The sequence below is a fragment of the Burkholderia sp. Bp9004 genome, from assembly GCF_003858025.1.
In the GTDB taxonomy this organism is placed as follows: Bacteria; Pseudomonadota; Gammaproteobacteria; order Burkholderiales; family Burkholderiaceae; genus Burkholderia; species Burkholderia diffusa.
In genome coordinates this window covers 1-17,536 of sequence record NZ_QTQD01000061.1, presented here as the reverse complement: position 1 = coordinate 17,536, position 17,536 = coordinate 1, and the positions used below count along the sequence as shown (strand labels likewise).

Below are 17,536 nucleotides of genomic sequence, written 5' to 3'. Positions count from 1 at the left end.
GTCGTGCGCGACCTGATCGTCGACATGACGCACTTCTTCAACCAGTATCACTCGATCAAGCCGTACCTGATCAACGACGCGCCGCCGCCGGAGAAGGAACGCCTCCAGTCGCCGGAAGAGCGCGACGAGCTCGACGGCGTGTACGAGTGCATTCTGTGCGCGAGCTGCTCGACGTCGTGCCCGAGCTTCTGGTGGAACCCGGACAAGTTCGTCGGCCCGGCCGGCCTGCTGCAGGCGTACCGCTTCATCGCGGACAGCCGCGACACGGCCACCGGCGAGCGCCTCGACAACCTGGAAGACCCGTACCGTCTGTTCCGTTGCCACACGATCATGAACTGCGTCGACGTTTGCCCGAAGGGCCTGAACCCGACGAAGGCGATCGGCAAGATCAAGGAACTGATGGTTCGTCGCGCGCTATGAGATCTCGGCGCGCGTGAAATGGCGGGGGTGTCGATGGGCACCCTCGGCTCGGGTGGGGTACACATGCGCATCTGCGCTACGATCGCCGGGCGCATGTTGCCCGGGTATGTTGCCGCTCGATTGACGATCGTTCGTTATCCACACGGCGCGCAATGGTGACGGCACGTTTCCGATCTTCGAAGGATCGGCGAACTGGCGCGCAATACTCGGCTCCCGCCGCTACAAATATCGATTCAACGGCTGCGCGTATCGCAGCCGTCGCTTGGTCCGCCTCGCGTAACGCGATCGAACCGAGAAGTGACTCGCCCGCTCATTGCTCGAGATAGATTTTGAGTCGCATCAGGCTGCGGCGAATCCAGCTCTTCATCGTGCCGAGCGGCACCTGCATGCGCTCGGCCAGCTCCGCATACGATGCGCCGCTGTGAAACGCTTCCCGCAGCACATACGCCTGGCGCTCGCCCAGATGCGCGAGCCCGCGCTCCAGCCGCTGCCGCTCCTGGCTCGCCTGCGCGCCGAGGTCGGGCGTCGGGCTTTCGTCGGGGATCGACAGCGCCAGCTCGTCATCGAGCGGCACCTCGCGGTGCTGCCTGATCCGGTCGATGGTCCGATTGCGCGCGAGCGTCATCAGCCATGTCATCGCCGTGCCGCGTCTGGCGTCGAATGAATCGGCACGACGCCACGCCGTCGTGAACACGTCCTGAAGCAGGTCTTCCGCTTCATGGCGGTCGCGGATCATCCGGACGATCGCGCCGTACAGCCGCGCCGCCGTCAATCGATACAGCTGCGCGAACGCGTGCTCGTCGCCGGCGGCGACGCGAGACAGCAATTGGTCGAGTTCCGCATGCGCGTCGGAGGCTTCATCGGGCTGAACGACCGCATCGGCGGTGAACTCGGTTCTGCCGCCCGGGCGTGACCTCCCGCGGGACGCGCCCCGGCGCTGCTGCCTGCCTGACTGCAGCGTCGTCGATCGACCCTGGCCGGCGGACGGGCGGAGTGAATCGTGCGACCAGTTCATCGGGAACTCCGCATGGCTTTGAGCTTCCTGCTGTTGCGCGCCCGCGGTGACGAGCGGACGCGGATCATGACCAAGCACTGCGCCGGCGCATTCGTCGCGAATGCCTGCCGCGCGCTTTACGCATTCTTTCCGGACAACAAGGCGAGAAACTCGCGGCGAAGCGACGCGTCCGCGAGAAATTTTCCGCGCATCACGCTGTTGGTCATTTTTGCCTGGTCGTCCTTGGTGCCGCGCCAATGCATGCAGAAGTGCTCAGCCTCGAGCACGACGGCAAGCCCGTCGGGCGAGATGCGCGATTCGAGGAGGTCGGCAATCTGCTTGACCGCTTCTTCCTGGATCTGCGGGCGCGTCATGACCCAGTTCACCAGCCTTCCATACTTCGACAGGCCGATCAGATTCGACGTGGCGCTGGGCAGCACGCCGATCCAGATGCGGCCCATGATCGGGCAAAGATGATGCGAGCAGGCGCTGCGCACGCGCAGCGGCCCGACGATCAGCAACTCGTCCAGCCGCTCGACGTTCGGGAACTCGGTGACGGACGGCGCCGCGTCGTAGCGGCCTGCGAACACTTCACGGATGAACATCTTCGCGACGCGCCGCGCGGTTTCGCGGGTGTTGTGGTCGTTGTCGACGTCGATCACGAGCGAGCGCAGCACGGCTTCCATTCCCTGCGCGACTTCGTTTTGCAACGCATCCAGCTCGCCGTCGCGCAGGTGCGCGGCGATGTTGTCGTTTGCATGGAAGCGCGCGCCCGCGTTCTCAAGCCGACGACGAATGATGTGCGACAGAGGGATGCCCTCGTCGATCGCAGTCAAGGTGTGCTCGGGAGCGTCGATCAGATTTCCCATTTCGGTTCGTTTCTCGAGGTTAGGTGGTGCTGCGATGGATCACGACTGAGACGATGCGATGATTGACTTGTGTTCCGTGGGTAAAAACCGTGTGGACGCTGCCGCCATTTCGGCGACGCATCCATCGGGTGACGCTCACCTGCGTGCGCACCGGCGTACATGGCGACCCGGCAGCGTCACCGGAGATCCGGCTCTGATCGCGCACGACGGACCCATCGGCGTTGCCGGGGCCCAGCCGTCGACGTCCCGGAGGAACCGCAATATCGGGTCGTTCTCCACCAGCTTCGCCGCGAACGTGAGGGCGACGGATTGTTGCAGCTTCGCCAGCACGAGCGCCTCGTCGATGCGGCCGCCGACCGAGCGAAACAGGTGGAAGCCTGCAAGGCGAACCACCGATAGGGCTTGCGCGCTGCCGTGCTCATAGACGATCGCGGCCGCGCGGACACGGCGCGCCTGCGCCAGCAACACGAACTGATTCGCCAGATCCACGTGCAACGACGAGACCTCGGCGATCAGGGCGTCGACATCGAGGCCGGGCTGCCGCAGCGCCCGCGACACCGATTCGACACGCTCGCTGACGTGCAGGCCGACTCGCTCGACCGTTTCGTCGGATGCAGTCAGGCCGCCCGTGACGAGCAGCGTCGGGCACGCGCCAGCCGCGATGGTGTTCGATCGCCGTTCAGGCAGTGCGCCGTTCAGACCGGCGCTTGAACACCGGACGGTCACCTGCGGCGAGCGGCACCGACAGCGATTGCCGCGTTGCTGCGCGGCGACCCGCAAGCGCGATGCAACCGGCCGGCCGGGCGCCGCACCGGGCTGGTGTGACGGGCTGCGTGCCGTGGCGACGGCCACGCGCGCCATCAATGAAGCCGGACAGGCCGGGAACCGGCGCGGCTTGATGTCGTGATTGCGTGTTAGCACGGGGCCTCCCTCGGTCGATTGATGCGTCACAGCTGGGATTGTATGCAAATTTTCGGGAAAGTGAAGCATAAACTCGACTCATAGAATAATTTGTACCGGAAATTTTTGCGTCAAGCGTCCAGTCAGGGTCGGAAAATGGCGTTATCAGTGCACTAACGCTCATTACGAGGAGGGAGTTGCATAGAAATAATGCGCGCGAAACGCCTTTCGACGTCATCGAATTGGCAGCAATTCGATGCCTAGACGGGCCACAATGTGCGCCTATAAGTGTGCAAATTCAATGCGCGCATCCATCGTGTCTCACTTTTGTGCGTCAACGCGTCGGAACACGGCCGTTCGCGCAAGCGAACATGACCGCGCTTTCACGCAAGCGTCATACAAGCTGATGCGGGGTGGAGTGACTCGCCTGGAGGCGACCGTGCATGCTCCAAACCAGACGGCCGTGGGGAAGGGGGATGGGCCGCGCTGACGAGCGCGCCTGCGCGCACCGGCGCCGATCGATCCCGGTGAACCGAAGCAGGGCGAGCATTCCGTCTCGGCCCGATCGAAGCGCTATCCCGGCCCGCGCGCTGCTCGCGATCGGCTCATCAATGCGAATTCAACGGCCTGAAGCGTTCGTCTTCATGCCGGAGGGCGACCGCCGATTCCGGCGGCAACGCTCCGAGCAATATCGGACTTCGCCCCAGACCGCCTTCCATTTCTTTCTCCAGCTGAAAGGCAAGCCGCAGGTCTCGCATATCTTGTCAGGCAAGTGCGTCTTGTTGGCCATCGCGAATCACGCGTAGAGAAGGATCACTGGCGAACTGTCCCGTCGATCGATGCTGTCGGCATCGATACGATGCACCGCTCACCATCGCTCACCATCGCTCACCATCGAATCAGCGCGCATCGTCGCCCAGCAGCTGACGGCGCAACGATTTTGCCCGCGTGCGCGGGTCGAGCCAGATCGCGAAGAACGCGCGCGCGAACGCCGGGTCGGTCACGTCGGCCGTGAGGCGGCCGTTGGTGTAGAAGCGTGCGCCGCGCTCGGGAAAATACACGCCGCAAAGCACGTCGCCGCGCGATACGTCGGTAAACGCCCGTTCGATATCGCGGCGCCATGCATCGAGTGTCGCAGCCGGCAACGGCGCGGGTGCGAGGCGCTCGATCTCGTCCATGCCCGTCGAGACGAGCCGCTCGCCTTTCACGTCGTGACGGTAGGCCAGCGACAACGCAAACGGCGTGTCGAACGCGCCGGGAGACCGGGGCGCCCAAAGCTGAGCGTCGTACAGACAGATGCCCAGTATGCAGAACCGGCCGGATCCGATCAGTCGCGCCGATGCGATATCGTCGACGCAGCTCGCGCCGGCGGACAGCGGTGCAGCCAGCGCCGCGGCAGCGGCAAGCAACGCAAGCCGGCGCCTCATGTCAGCCGCCCGACGACACGATGAAATGCATCACGTCGGTTCGCCGCTCGGCAAATCCCGCTTCGCAATAGGCGAGATAGAGGCGCCAGGTGCGAATGAACGTCTCGTCGAACCGTTGCGCGCGCACCGAGTCGATGCGTGCCTCGAACGTGGCCCGCCAGGTGCGCAGCGTGCGTGCGTAGTCGTCGCCGAACGCGAGCACCGGTTCGGCGGCCAAGCCGGCCCGCCGCGCGGCATCGACGAAGCGCTCCGGGCTCGGCAGCATCCCGCCGGGAAAGATGAACTCGCGGATGAAGTCGCTCGACGCGCGGTAAGCCTCGAATTGTGACTCGACGATCGTGATCGATTGAATCAGCGCGCGAGCACCGGGCTTCAGGCGCTGCCTGAGCGTGTCGAAATACACCGGCCAGAACGTTTCGCCCACGGCCTCGAACATCTCGATCGACACGATCGCATCGTATTGGCCGTCGACGTCGCGATAGTCGCGCAATTCGAGCGTGACCCGATCGGACAGCCCGGCGCGCGCGATGCGCTCGCGGGCCAGTGTGTATTGCGCCTGCGAGATGGTGACGCCATGCACGCGGATGCCTTGCCGTGCGGCATGCACGGCGAAGCCGCCCCAGCCGCACCCGATCTCGAGCACGCGCATGCCCGCGCGCAGGCCGAGCGAATCGACGATGCGCTGATACTTCGCCGTTTGCGCGTCGGCGAGCGAACGCTGCGCGTCGCCGTCGAAGCATGCGCTCGAATACGTCCACGTGTCGTCGAGCCACAACCCGTAAAAGTCGTTGCCGAGATCGTAGTGCGCGTGGATGTTGCGGCGGCTGCCGGCCCGCGTATTCATCCTCAGCCGGTGACGCAGCGCGTACCAGACGCGTGCCAGGCGGCCGCCGGTCACCGTCTTCGCGATCACCGGCTGATTGCGGATCGCGAGGCGCAGCAGCGCGACGAGTTCGGGCGTGTCGATCCAGCCGGCGCGATACGCTTCCGCGAATCCGATGTCGCCCGCGCGCAGGATCGCACGGCACGCCCGCCAGTCGCGGACCTGCAGCGTCGCGGCCGGCTGGCAGTGCGGATCGCCGAACACATGCTGCGCGCCTTCGGGCGTTACAAGCGTCAGGTGACCGTCGCGGATTTGTCGTAGCAGCGCGATGAACAACCGGGCCGAGAGCGGCATCGCCGGTTGCGATGCGGGAGACAGCAGGCGCAGCAAGGTCATGGACGAGCCTCGTGATCGGACATCGCCGAGCGGCCGCGTGGCGACGCGCCCGGCGAACGGGACAATGGCGAATCGGCAGCGGCAGAACGGCCGGGGGGCGTCTTGCCATAGAACGGCACGCGCGCGAGCCACAGCCGCAGCGCTTGCCAATGAATGCGAATGACGACGTTGATCGCGTTAAGCGGCTGCCGGGCCAGCGCGCGCCACGCGCGTGCCGCCGTCAGCGGCGCGGACCGCATGCCGATTGCCGTGCGCAGCAGCAGACCGTCGTCGTCGCGATAGTCGATCGCCACGCTCAGATGATCGCCGCGCTGACGCACGCGAAACGCGTAATCCCCGACGACGTCGCAAAACGGCGAGACATGAAACGTCTTGCGGCAGACGAGCACGGTGTCGGCGTCGATCGGCGCGTGGTGCATCGCACTCATCAGGTAGCCGTGGTGCGCACCGAACGTGTTGCGCACATCGGCGTACAGCGCGCGAAGCCGGCCCGCGCGGTCGTAGCAGTACCAGAAGCTCACCGGGTTGAACGCGTAGCCGAAGATGCGCGGAATCGTCTGCAGCCAGATCGGGCCGTCGGCTGGAATGCCGGCGTGCGCAAGGACATCGCGCATCCACGGGCCGAGCGCGCGGCCGTCGCGCGGGCCGTAGTCACGCAACGCGAGTCCGAGCGGGCGCCAGCGATCGATACCGAACCAGTTGCCATCGATTTCGTCCAGCCGTTCGACGTCGCAGCAGACCTGGAAGACCGGATACGTGAACGCATGGCGCACGGGCCGCAGCCGTTCATGCATCACGTTGCCGACGAGAAGCCGGGCGGCCGTGCCGTCGCGGCCAAAGGGCACGCTCATGGCTTGGCCCAGGCCGGAGCGACACCGAAGTCGCGGGCGACGCGCAACGCGGACTTCAGTCCGTCCTCGTGAAAGCCGTAGCCCGTCCACGCTCCCGCGAACCACGTATGACGCGGCCCTTGCAGTGCCGGCAGACGTTGCTGGGCGTCGACGGCCGCGAGGTCGAGCAGCGGATGCTCGTAATCGTAGCGGCCGAGCTGCGTGCCGGGGGCGGGCTCGTCGACCGGATTCAGCGTGACGACGACCGGCGAGCGGAACGGCAGCGGCTGCAACTGGTTGAGCAGGTAGCTCACGCACACGGGCGACTCGCCACCGCTGCGCCCCGGCCGGCCGCTCAGGTAGTTCCACGCCGACCACACGCGTCGGCGGCGCGGCAGCAACGCCGTATCGGTATGCAGCACCGCGACGTTGTGCTGATAGCGCACGGCGCCCAGCACCTCGCGCTCGGCGTCGCTGGCATCCGCGAGCAGCCGCAGGCTGGTCGGCGCATGGCAAGCCAGCACGACCGCGTCGAACCGCTCGTGACCGGCCGTGTCGGTGACCACGGTCACGCCCGCGTCGTCGCGCCGTATCGCGCGGACCGGCGTATTCAAGCGCACGTCGTCGAGCGTCGCTGCGATGCGCTCGACGTACCGGCGCGCGCCGCCCGGGACCGTCCGCCACGGCGGCCGGTTGTTGACCTGCAACAACGCGTGATTGAGGCAGAAGCGCAGGAACGTCGCCGCCGGAAACCGCAGGATGTCGTTGGCCGCGCTCGACCAGATCGCGGCCGCCATCGGCAGCAGGTAGTGATGCTGGAACGATGCGCCGTAGCCGCCGGCCGTGAGCAGTTCCCCGACCGAAAGGCGCTCCCGGTTCGCCGATTCGAGGTGATCGTGCGCGGACGCGTTGAAGCGCAGGATGTCGCGCAACATCCCGAGAAAAGTCGGCGAGAACAGGTTGCGGCGTTGCGCGAATACCGTGTTCAGGTTGCTGCCGGCCCATTCGAGCCGGCCGCCGTCGACCGAAACCGAAAACGACATGTCGGTCGAATGGGCGGCCACGCCCAGTTCGTCGAACAGCGCGATCAGGTTCGGATAGGTCCGGTCGTTGAACACGAGGAATCCCGTGTCGACGGGGTGGCGTGCGCCGTCGAGGTCGACGTCGACCGTGTGCGTGTGACCGCCGAGATAGTCGGCGGCCTCGAACAGCGTCACGCGGTGACGGCGAGCAAGCAGGTACGCGCTGGCAAGGCCCGCGATGCCGGCGCCGACGACGGCGATCCGCCGGCCAGGCAACGACATTGAAAGTTCCGGGTGCATCGCGAATGGTCTCCGTCAATCACAAGAGCAGGTTCGGGAATGACATGTGCGGATATACGAGCCACGGCACGCTGCGGATGCAGTTGCTGCCTTCATTCGCGTTCGCCGGGCGATGCGAAGCCCGGCTTGCCGATCTGGTCCGGTGTTTGCGGCACCCGCCTGAAGCGCGACGTGTCGTAACCCATCGCATCGAGCCGGGCGAGCAGCGAGCGATAGGTGGCCTCGTCCATTGTCGGCTCACGCGAGAAGATCCAGCCGAGCGTCTTGCCCGGGTAGCCAAGGATCGTGTACCGGTAGTCGGGGTCGACGTAGAGCGTCAGTTGCGTGACATACACAGGCCAGAACAGCCGCACGCGCCATTCGCCACCGCCGCTGCCGGGCTTGACGGAGTCGACGAACCGATAGCGCTTCTCGGGCTGATCGAAGCCGCCTTTGCGGCCGACGAATGCGTCGTCGATCCGGCCGTCTTCGCGCAGGCTCCACTCGGCCCGGCTGCCGACGAAGTCGCGCTCCGCGAAATACGGGATGTTGGCGATCACGTACCAGCGACCCATGTAGCGCGGCAAGTCGACGGGCACCGTCGACAGCGGAACGGCGGCGCGCGGATTCGGGTTCGGCGGGCTGCCCGAGCAGCCGGCGGCCCCGATCGCGAGCACCGTCACGAACGCAACGGCGACGCGGCGGAGAACCCGGTGCAACAGGGCGGCCCTCATGCACGCCCCCGGCGCTTGTCGAACAGGTAGTGGGCGACGCCCCATTCCTGTCCGTCGGCATAGCCGAACAGCTCGGCGACAGCCATGTAGAACATCCGCCAGCGCTGGAACCAGATGCGGGCGTCGGCGCCGTAGACCGTTTCGAGAATCGGCATGACCCGGTCGCGCGCTGCGTCGAGCGACGCGAGCCACTGATTGGCCGTGCGGGCGTAGTGAGTGCCGTCGAGCCACCATTGGCGGGCGATGCGCACGTCGTCCTGGAACCGCAGCAGCAGATCAGCCGACGGCATCGTCCCGCCCGTGAAGAAATGGCGCGACATCCAGTCGGTGTCGTCGCGCACCGCGAAGTGATAGGCGAGTAGCTTGTGCGCGAAGATGTGCACGAAGAGCTTGCCGTCGTCGTCCATCCAGCGCGCGATTTTCGCGAGCAGTTGCCCGTAGTTCTTCATATGCTCGAACATCTCGATCGAGAGCACGCGGTCGAAACCGGCGTCCTCGGGACCGAAGTCGAACTCCACCACGTTGCCGGTCACGATTCGCAAATTCGTCAGCCCGCGCTGCGCCGCGCGTTGCTCGATGAAGTGGCGTTGACCGTGCGAATTCGACAGGCCGACGATCTGCGCCGCCGGATATCGCTCGGCGAGCCATAGCGACAGCGAACCCCAGCCGCATCCCAGGTCGAGCATGCGCTGGCCGTCCGCCAGCTCGGCGCGCTGCGCGTACAACGCAAGCATGGCCTCCTCTGCCTGCGCCAGCGTTTCGTTGCCACGCGGGTAATGGCCGCACGAATATTTGAGCCGCGGGCCGAGATGGGCCTCGAAGAAGCTGCCGGGCACCTCGTAATGCTGCGTGTTCGCCGCGTGCGTCTCGATTGCGATCGGGCTCGCGCCCAGTTCGCGCACCAGTGCGTCGAGGGCCGCCGCGCGCCGTTCGCCGTCATACGCGTGCTCGGCGCGCAGGCGTTGCCGCATGAGCGCGCGCATTCCGGTCCGGATCAGCCGGTCCGGCAGCCAGCCGCGCTCGCAGTAGCGAATCAGCCAGGTGTCGTTGGGTGCAGCCATCGAGGCCGGCGACGGTTGCGAGGTGGTAGCGGTCATGATCGCGTGCTCCGGTCTTCAGGGTGATCGGGTCGAGTGGGGGAAGGGCTGCGCGCCGGCCCCGGTGGCCACGGAACGATGGCGCTGGTCGAGCGCATGTACTCGCGGTAGCCCGGCCGGGTTTGCACCAGACGCGCTTCGAGCAGCGGCAAGCCGGATACCTTGAGCAGCAGCCATGCCATCAGGATGGGCGGCATCAGCGTCAGCCAGCCCCACGGCATTCCGATCGCAAGGGCCGTGTAGGCGAGCCAGTGCACGCACTCGAAAAAATAGTTCGGGTGCCGCGAATAGCGCCACCATCCGACGCGACAGACCTGGCCGCCGTGGTCGGCATTCGCGAGGAACCGCTTGAGTTGCCGGTCGGCGGCAGTCTCTCCGGCCACGGCGGCGATCCAGATCGCGACTGCCGCTGCAATCGCGAACCTGGACGGGGCTTGCGCACTGTATGCGGGGATGAAGAATGCGACCGACAGCAACATGGAGATCAGCGCTTGCAACTGGAACAGCCAGAACATGTTGCGCGGCGCGGCGTCGCCCCACTGCAGGCGGAACTGTCGATAGCGCGGGTCCTCCGGCTGCCCGCGATTGCGCCGCCACAGGTGCCGCGCGAGTCGCAGCCCCCAGATGCCGCCACCGGCGGCCACGAGCGCGCGATTCAGTTCCGAGCCGGTTGCCAGCACGGCGATGAATATGGCTACGCAGCCGAGCGTCGCGGCCCAGACCGGATCGATCATCCCGGCGTTCCGGGAATGCAATTGGGTAATCCACACTGCCGTGAAGGACACGATCAGTCCGACGAAGGCGAGGAGGGCAACGGCGACGGCGGGCATACGGGCTCCGGGGACGCGATATCCCCTTATACGGAGCCGGCGACCGAACGGATGCAACCGGATGCGACGAGATGCGGCGCGATCCCGTCGAGCGTGAAAGCAACGGGCGGCACGCTGCCGCGCTTTACGCGTTGAGCGCGCGTTGCGCGCGTCAGGCGATGTGCATCGAGCCGGTGGCGAGCACAGGCCCGGTGGGTTGGCCGCTCGGCGAGCCGCCGCGAGGCTCGAGCGACACGGCGAGCACCGCGCGTGCACCGAGTTGCGCGACGATCGCTTGCGGCAGCGTCATCGACGCCGGTGCGTTCGACGCGAATACGCCGAGCGAGATCGGCTTCGCATTCGGCGGGATCAGCCACAGTTCCGTCGAGCGATCCGCGGCGACCGGCGGCGTGTTCGCGGGCACCACGACCATCCGGGCACGGCGCAAGTCGACCGTGGCGGTCCATCGTGCAACGCCATCCGCTTGTGCGAGCGTGGCCGCCATGTAGCTGCTGTCGACGGCAGCGGGGCGCTGCGGCGCTTCGCCCACCCGGATCACATTGACCGTGAGCAGCCCCAGCGCCGCCGCGCTCGCGCCAATGCCGACCCAGCGCCACAGTGGCAGGCTGTTCCACCATCCGCCGGCTGGCGCGGAGCGGCGTGCGCGCGGCGGCGGGATGAAGCCCAGGTCGTGCTGGATCCTCGTCCAGATTCGCGCGGGCGGGTCGACCGGCGTGATGTCGTCCGCGAGCGGGGCGAGGCGGCGCTGCCAGCGATCGAGCGTGGCTTGCAACGCCGGGTCGCGAGCGGCGGACTGCTCCAGCTCGCGGCGTGCGTCTGCATCGAGCACGCCGAGGGCGTATTCTGCGCAGCGCAATTCGGAATCGTGATCGGCCGGCGTATTCATTGCTCCAGGCACACCTTCAGCTGCATCAGGCTGCGCCGGATCCAGCTCTTCATGGTTCCGAGCGGCACGCGCAGCCGCGCTGCCAGCTCACTGTAGGTCGCACCGCTGAAGAAGGCCTCGCGCACCGCGCGGCCTTGCTGCGGATCGAGTTGCGCCAGGCAGCGCTCGAGGCGCTGGCGCTCCTGCGTCGCCTCCGCCAGCGCGGCGGGCGTCGGATCCTCGTCGGGAAGCTCCAGCACCTGTTCGTCGTCGAGCTGCGCGTCGCGATGCTGCCGCAAACGGTCGATCGTCCTGTTGCGCGCCAGCGTGATCAGCCACGTCATCGCGCCGCCGCGCGCCGGGTCGAACGCGTCGATGCGTCGCCACGCGGTCGTGTAGACCTCCTGGAGGAGATCCTCGGCTTCCCCGTGATCGTGAAGCATGCGTACGATTGTGCCGAACACGCGCGACGCGGTCAGCCGGTACAACTCCGCGAAAGCCGCCTGATCGCCGGCTGCTGCCTGAAGCATCACCCGATTCAGATGTTCGCGGCGCGCCACATCCGCATCGGCATCGCGCGAAGGGGCTGACTGGTCGAAACCTTTGGCACCGTTCGGCGTGTCGCTCATGCGAAGTGGGTGGCGCGGATCGCCATGGTGTGAATGTCGAGCGAAATATAGCACTGTCGGACGCATGTTGATTGAACGATCTGCGGCCGACCCGCTGCACGTTGTGCCGGGCGACGCGCGTTGTGAGACCCTCAGCCAGATACGAGCGACTCGGACACGGGGATGCAGGCAGCCGCGACATTCGGCGGATGCTGCAGCCCACCGTTGGTTGGGTGCACAATGGCCGGGTTTCGTGCCTGGAGAGCCATTGAATGAAGCGAAGTACCCTTGGTAGACCGCTGCGGACGGCGAGTGTGATCATTGCGGGCGCAGCACTCCTGCTCGCGGGATGCGCAGGCCTGGCCGGCGGGCCGAGCGGCAATGCGCACGTTCCGCAGCCCGCGAGAACCGTTGATCTCGATCGCTACGTCGGCCGATGGTACGAGTTCGCGCGCTACGAGAACCGGTTCGAGCGTGGCTGCGCCGGCGTGACGGCCGAATATGCGAAGCGGGAAGACGGTCTCATCGGCGTGCGCAATACCTGCCACGAAGGTGGACCGGACGGCCGCGCGCGAACCTCCGACGGGCGCGCAAAGATCGTGGCCGACAGCGGCAATGCAAAGCTGAAAGTGTCGTTCTTCGGGCCTTTCTTTTTCGGCGATTACTGGGTGCTCGATCACGCCGACGACTATTCATGGTCGATCGTCGGTGAACCGTCGGGTCGGTTCCTGTGGATCCTGACGCGCGATGCGAAGCCCTCCGCTGAACAGGCCGCGGCGCTTGTTGAGCGGGCCCGGACGCTCGGTTACGACACGACGATGCTGCTGCGCACCGCGCATTAGGGCGACCGCACTGCAACCGGCATGCGCGGCCTCATTAGGTGCGGGCAACGCCGCGTTCCGTATGCGCCGTGCCGATGACGGTTGCGAAGGAGAGGAAGCGGAGACGCTGGTCGAGGACCGAAGTCGCGTGACGTTGCTCGATGCACGTCACGCGAAACGGCGTCAGCCTCGACGGCGCAAGACGCGCGCGGGGCTGATCGATGCAACCGGCGCCTGCGTACCCGTTCTGTTCGGCGGGGCGTTGTGTTCGCGCCCGATACCGGGCGCGAACCGGTCGGGGGCTAGACCTGTCCGCGATTGCGCGAGTTCACCGCGACCACCGTGGGCGACTCGGCCAGCGGGACAAAATGTCGGGTGGTGCCGTCCAGCGCGTCGATGCCGCCTGTCTCGATGTCGTAGACCCAGCCGTGCAGATTCAGGCGTCCTTGCTCGAGCGCAAGCGCGACGGAAGGGTGAGTGCGCAGGTTCGCAAGCTGCGCGATCACGTTTTCGCGCACGAGCCCGTCGAGCTTCGCGCGCGGCGAGTCGTATTCATGCGCGGCGTTGATGACTTTCGCGGAATCGGCATGACGCAGCCAGTTCGCCACGGCCGGCAGATGATCGAGGCAGGTGCAGCGCGAAATCGCGCCCATCGCACCGCAATCGGAGTGGCCGCAGATCACGATATCCCGAACGCCGAGAACGGCGACCGCGTATTCCACGGTGGCCGACACGCCGCCGGGTTCCGGGCCGTACGACGGCACGATATTGCCCGCATTGCGGATCACGAACAGTTCGCCCGGCTCGCGCTGAGTGAGCAGCTCAGGTACGACTCGGCTGTCGGAGCACGTGACGAACAGCGCCTTGGGGTTCTGTGACGTCGCGAGTTGTTTGAAAAGCGCCTCACGTTGCGGGTAGATGTCGCGCTGAAAACGCAGAAAACCGTCGATGATGTCTTGCATGCTCGCTCCAGAACTTCAGTCGAATGATCAGCGCAGTAGCGGCAGGTACGCCTGCGCGGCGAGCATCATAATGCATGTCCGGCGAGCGTGGGTATGGTGCGCAGCATCGCGCGAAACCCACCCAGGTATGGGGGCGAATAGCAATTCAACTTGACATAATGCTGACTATCGATTTTTTATGGTCACAAGAAAACACCGTCTACGAGCCCGGTCTTGGCCGACGCATACGGCGCCGCCGCAACGACTGCAGAGTGCTCCGGAGAGAAAGTATGCGGTTTGAGGGCTTTTACATCCCGACCACATAGATTTGCTATTGCTACATTCCGACCACAGACGTTTGGTGCGGACAAAAAATGCACATTCCAACCATATAGATTTGCTCCGTGCTACCCGCTCTTCGTGTTGGACGATCGACCGGGGCGAGAACGCGCGCCGATCGGCGCCGGCGGCTTCGGTGCGCTGCCACTGTTGATAGGCCTCGGTGGGTGCCGACAGCCAGAGAGTCGGTTCCTCCACCAAGGCGGCCGTCTGCATTCTTGTAATTGAACGGCACCAAAGGGTCGGCACCCGTCAGTAGGCCGCCACCCCGATGCCAACAGACCGGGTTCGGCCACGAACGTGCATTCGACCACTGAGTCCAGATTGTGGACAATTGGGCACGTCCGAACTACGGGAAAATCATATGCCTGCTGATTCCGAGCTTCACCCAAGCTGGATCAGGACCTCGGTGTATCTTCGTGAGGCCCGAGCCCATATCTCGGAAACTGCCGAAGGTGTGTGCGCGGATGAGATCTCCGAGTTTGAAGATTTCCTGAAGCACAACGAACTCGAATTAGCACTGGACGCCATCGAGGCAGCTTTCAGCAAGGGGGACGGCGCGAACTGGCGCGTACTAGAGTATATGGCCATGGCCGCGTTGAGTATGGGATTGGTTGATCGACAGAGGATGTACGACCAACAACTAACAGAAGCACGAGGCTGGAACTACCGGACATCGCTAGCCCTATACCGCGCACCTTGATCTCGTGACGATGAGCGGAGTTTGTCGACTGCAGCGGGATATGGCCTCTCCAACCGACTAGTGGCTACCGCTGGCTGAGCCACTACGAAACTGTCGCTGTGTCTGATGCTCCCGACGGCGCATGCACTCTTTGAATGAAGGTGAGCAATGATTGAAGGTAAATCGCGTTCCGGAAGTGTGGCAATCGGCGTAATGAAGGTGCTTCTCATTCTGAACGCTGAGAATCACCGGACGACGCTTGATGCGATCGCTGATTGGCTCGCCAAATCAGAAAATTTCTACTACGACGACTGGTTGATCGGCGGTGGCCGCAGCCCCACAGCGTTGATGTGTCTTCGACGGGTGAAACCGTGTGGGTAAGCGTTAGCGTCGGCCATCGTGTTGATCCCGCGTAGTGGCATGTCCTTGACCAAGCGATCCTGCAACGTCAGATGTGCTCGCTCGACTCGCCCCTTGGCCGCACTACTGTTTGCGCAAAACGTGTCGATGTTCAGCTCATACATCGCTCGACCGAAATGCGTCACCCGATTACCAGTCTTGCCCGGCGTTGCATTGCGGAACACGCTGTACTTGTCGCTATAGAACGCACTCGGCTTGCCGTGGTGCTCGATGTACGCATGCGTCGGCTCGAAGTAGCTGAACGTCGATTCGGTCTGCGTGAAGTGCAGCCCCATCAGCCGGCTCGTCGCGTCGTCCACATACACCAGCAGCGTGCAGGCCGGCGCCCGTTCCTCGAACCACCGATGATCGCAGCCGTCGATCTGGATCAGTTCGCCCAGGCACGCGCGTCGTGCTCGCGGCTGATAGACCTTGGGCGGGCGTTGCCGGCGCGGCACCCATAGGCCAGCGTCGGTCATCAGCTTGCGAACCGTTTCCTTGGCCAGCCGAATGTTGTGGCATTCGTACAGCTTCTCGCTGGCCAACGTCGGTCCGAAATCGGCGTAGCGATCCCGGATGATCGACAGCACCCGATCAGTCGTCTTGCTGTCCAGTCGGTTGTTGCTGGGCTTCGTGCGCCGTTGCGACACGAGACCTTGCGGCCGTGCTCACGCAATCGGCCGACCAGTTGCCGGATCTGCCGCGTCGTCAACCCGAGTCGTTCGGCCGCGCGCCACGGCTGGAGCTTGCCGTCCGCCACGTCCTGAATGACCTTGAACCTGTCCAGCTCGCGCATCGTCATCGTGATCCGTTCCGTTGCAGCCATCGAAGCCTCCAGCGCTGGATTCCCAGCGGCCGGTCAGCTTACGATGGGTCGAAAAGCGGACATTTGAACTTTGCCAGAAGCGGACATTACAACTTAGCCGCTACAATCACAAAATTCGATCATGTTAATTATGTAATATTGGTTCGGCTTGCGAATTATTACGCTCTGCGGCGAGACATATGCAGTCCGAGCGGCTGCATTCGCAACCAGATCCCAGCGATCCACCTACCGTGGTCGGCCCGCGCGTTGCTGGCGCTATCGATTGTCACCACGCTCCCGAATATAATATGGGCATTGCAGTCGACGGCCATTCCCATTACCGAGGGGCTATTCGTCCGCTGGCTAATCTCCTAACGGGAAATCCTCACCCATATATGGATACCTATCTCGAACTCAAAGCGCAAGCAGAGGCTCTGGCACAGCAGGCAGAAGAAGCGCGGCTCGCCGAACTGGACAGCATCATCACGGCAATGCGTGAACAGATTGCCGAATATGACATCACACCCGAGCAACTTTTCGGGCGGCGCCGTGCGGTTGCGACCAACACGCGGGCGCCGATCGCGCCGAAGTATCGCGACCCGAAGACCGGCGCGACCTGGAGCGGGCGCGGCAAGGCTCCCCAATGGATTGCAGGCGCGAAGAACCGCGATCGGTTCTTGATCGAACAATAAGCCCGAAAGACGGTTGAGCAGGATGTCGACATCGTTAGCCGATGGGAAATACTGGGCGACGTGTCGTGAGCGGACAGTCTTTGCTGCCGCGGCGAACGGGCATGGCGACGTATTTCCGCGAGCAGAGATGATCGTAAAAGATGGATGGGCGACATTCATCCGTGACGGCGTCGAAGTGTGGAACTGCAGCGCACGTTACGCTGCTGCGCACTTCGACGTTCAGCCCGCCTAGGAGCATCTGCCGATGAGCGAGCTTGTTCAGATTGCACCCGCCGTTGTGTTCTCATCTGATGTGCTTGGCGTCGATTGGGCGCGGAAGTATCGACAGGACGACGGGAATACTCAGTCCACGGACCGGCAGAGCCTGGTGGTAAAGCAAAGCGATCAAGCAGTTCGCGCAAGCATACCGGCTCAGTTGTCGTTGTTGTAGAGAACCGTGGATAACAGACACCTTGCGACTGTCGGGCTTCGCGTTACCACCGACGTTCCCTCCCGAGTCGGTGCCCGACGGCTGCACCTGTTTCGTCCGTGAGTGCGTGCCAGGACTGACCAAACGTCAATTGCTTGCGCGCGCGAGGTTGGACGCCGACCTGGCGGCCTCTGACGCATCTTGTGCGGGAGGGGTTTGAAGCGTTTGCCTTCGGCTTAATCGTCGATGGGGCGCACGTCCCCGTGGTGGCCTGGACGCAACGTGCAGGGAAAGATGGCGAACACGTCTCGGTACCCTGTCGCGGCCCACGGCAGCTCCCCCTGTTTTAGTAGC

General features: G+C 64.7%; 19 protein-coding genes and 2 pseudogenes. 5 read left to right on the top strand and 16 right to left on the bottom strand.

The window, feature by feature from the left end; all coding sequences use genetic code 11:
• Window positions 1–420: succinate dehydrogenase iron-sulfur subunit (locus DIE08_RS34925; RefSeq protein WP_148096097.1), on the top strand; the 420-nt coding region annotated here is incomplete at its 5' end.
• A gap of 310 nt (window positions 421–730) precedes the next feature.
• On the opposite strand, the gene DIE08_RS34920 is transcribed toward DIE08_RS34925, so the two are convergent.
• From DIE08_RS34920 to DIE08_RS34860, 13 genes are all read right to left on the bottom strand, one after another.
• Window positions 731–1,435 carry a sigma-70 family RNA polymerase sigma factor gene (locus DIE08_RS34920; RefSeq protein ID WP_124906404.1) on the bottom strand — a complete coding sequence of 235 codons (705 nt, stop codon included), beginning with the start codon at window positions 1,433–1,435 and terminating at the stop codon, window positions 731–733.
• Window positions 1,436–1,551: 116 nt separating this feature from the next.
• Entirely contained in the window at window positions 1,552–2,283 is a 732-nt protein-coding gene (gene folE, locus DIE08_RS34915; protein ID WP_059608020.1) for a GTP cyclohydrolase I, read from the bottom strand.
• A 135-nt stretch (window positions 2,284–2,418) separates the two neighbouring features.
• Window positions 2,419–3,273 carry a hypothetical protein gene (locus DIE08_RS34910; protein WP_260436631.1) on the bottom strand — a complete coding sequence of 285 codons (855 nt, stop codon included), beginning with the start codon at window positions 3,271–3,273 and terminating at the stop codon, window positions 2,419–2,421.
• 529 nt (window positions 3,274–3,802) lie between these two features.
• Window positions 3,803–3,973 carry a DUF2256 domain-containing protein gene (locus DIE08_RS34905; RefSeq protein WP_124906400.1) on the bottom strand — a complete coding sequence of 57 codons (171 nt, stop codon included), beginning with the start codon at window positions 3,971–3,973 and terminating at the stop codon, window positions 3,803–3,805.
• Window positions 3,974–4,082: 109 nt separating this feature from the next.
• Window positions 4,083–4,610 (bottom strand): chalcone isomerase family protein, encoded by a 528-nt coding sequence (locus DIE08_RS34900; RefSeq protein ID WP_124906398.1) that lies wholly within the window; start codon window positions 4,608–4,610, stop codon window positions 4,083–4,085.
• Window position 4,611: 1 nt separating this feature from the next.
• The gene (locus tag DIE08_RS34895; RefSeq protein WP_124906396.1) at window positions 4,612–5,829 is read right to left on the bottom strand and encodes a cyclopropane-fatty-acyl-phospholipid synthase family protein; all 1,218 of its coding nucleotides are present in this window, start codon (window positions 5,827–5,829) and stop codon (window positions 4,612–4,614) included.
• The gene (locus tag DIE08_RS34890) at window positions 5,826–6,680 is read right to left on the bottom strand and encodes a DUF1365 domain-containing protein (RefSeq protein WP_124906394.1); all 855 of its coding nucleotides are present in this window, start codon (window positions 6,678–6,680) and stop codon (window positions 5,826–5,828) included. The genes DIE08_RS34895 and DIE08_RS34890 overlap by 4 nt, the downstream gene beginning before the upstream one ends.
• Window positions 6,677–7,981: an NAD(P)/FAD-dependent oxidoreductase gene (locus DIE08_RS34885; protein WP_124906392.1), complete on the bottom strand. Its 1,305-nt coding sequence runs from the start codon at window positions 7,979–7,981 to the stop codon at window positions 6,677–6,679. Before DIE08_RS34885 ends, DIE08_RS34890 begins: the two co-directional genes overlap by 4 nt.
• Before the next feature lie 92 nt (window positions 7,982–8,073).
• Window positions 8,074–8,694 carry a lipocalin family protein gene (locus DIE08_RS34880; RefSeq protein ID WP_124628884.1) on the bottom strand — a complete coding sequence of 207 codons (621 nt, stop codon included), beginning with the start codon at window positions 8,692–8,694 and terminating at the stop codon, window positions 8,074–8,076.
• Window positions 8,691–9,791: a cyclopropane-fatty-acyl-phospholipid synthase family protein gene (locus DIE08_RS34875; protein ID WP_124906390.1), complete on the bottom strand. Its 1,101-nt coding sequence runs from the start codon at window positions 9,789–9,791 to the stop codon at window positions 8,691–8,693. Before DIE08_RS34875 ends, DIE08_RS34880 begins: the two co-directional genes overlap by 4 nt.
• Window positions 9,788–10,621, bottom strand: a complete 834-nt coding sequence (locus DIE08_RS34870) for a DUF1295 domain-containing protein (protein ID WP_124906388.1) — start codon at window positions 10,619–10,621, stop codon at window positions 9,788–9,790. The genes DIE08_RS34875 and DIE08_RS34870 overlap by 4 nt, the downstream gene beginning before the upstream one ends.
• A gap of 151 nt (window positions 10,622–10,772) precedes the next feature.
• Entirely contained in the window at window positions 10,773–11,507 is a 735-nt protein-coding gene (locus DIE08_RS34865; protein WP_124906386.1) for an anti-sigma factor domain-containing protein, read from the bottom strand.
• Complete coding sequence (locus DIE08_RS34860; protein ID WP_124628877.1) at window positions 11,504–12,115, bottom strand: sigma-70 family RNA polymerase sigma factor; 612 nt, start codon at window positions 12,113–12,115, stop codon at window positions 11,504–11,506. Before DIE08_RS34860 ends, DIE08_RS34865 begins: the two co-directional genes overlap by 4 nt.
• A gap of 251 nt (window positions 12,116–12,366) precedes the next feature.
• Between DIE08_RS34860 and DIE08_RS34855 the strand changes: the two genes are divergently transcribed.
• On the top strand, window positions 12,367–12,936 hold the full coding sequence (locus DIE08_RS34855; RefSeq protein WP_124906384.1) for a lipocalin family protein: 570 nt from the start codon (window positions 12,367–12,369) through the stop codon (window positions 12,934–12,936).
• 281 nt (window positions 12,937–13,217) lie between these two features.
• On the opposite strand, the gene DIE08_RS34850 is transcribed toward DIE08_RS34855, so the two are convergent.
• Window positions 13,218–13,877 (bottom strand): carbonic anhydrase, encoded by a 660-nt coding sequence (locus tag DIE08_RS34850; protein ID WP_034203524.1) that lies wholly within the window; start codon window positions 13,875–13,877, stop codon window positions 13,218–13,220.
• Window positions 13,878–14,258: 381 nt separating this feature from the next.
• Window positions 14,259–14,393 (bottom strand): annotated as a pseudogene (locus DIE08_RS36485) (site-specific integrase); the annotation flags it as partial.
• 166 nt (window positions 14,394–14,559) lie between these two features.
• On the opposite strand from DIE08_RS36485, the gene DIE08_RS34840 reads away from it, so the two are divergent.
• A complete protein-coding gene (locus DIE08_RS34840; protein ID WP_124906382.1) occupies window positions 14,560–14,898 on the top strand; it encodes a hypothetical protein in 339 nt (112 codons plus the stop codon).
• Between the two features lie 344 nt (window positions 14,899–15,242).
• On the opposite strand, the pseudogene DIE08_RS34830 reads toward DIE08_RS34840, so the two are convergent.
• Window positions 15,243–16,102, bottom strand: a pseudogene (locus DIE08_RS34830) (ISNCY family transposase); the annotation flags it as partial.
• A 374-nt stretch (window positions 16,103–16,476) separates the two neighbouring features.
• Between DIE08_RS34830 and DIE08_RS34825 the strand changes: the two are divergent.
• Window positions 16,477–16,773 (top strand): H-NS histone family protein, encoded by a 297-nt coding sequence (locus DIE08_RS34825; RefSeq protein ID WP_124906378.1) that lies wholly within the window; start codon window positions 16,477–16,479, stop codon window positions 16,771–16,773.
• A gap of 22 nt (window positions 16,774–16,795) precedes the next feature.
• Entirely contained in the window at window positions 16,796–17,005 is a 210-nt protein-coding gene (locus tag DIE08_RS36480) for a hypothetical protein (protein ID WP_124906376.1), read from the top strand.
• Window positions 17,006–17,536 lie beyond the last annotated feature (531 nt).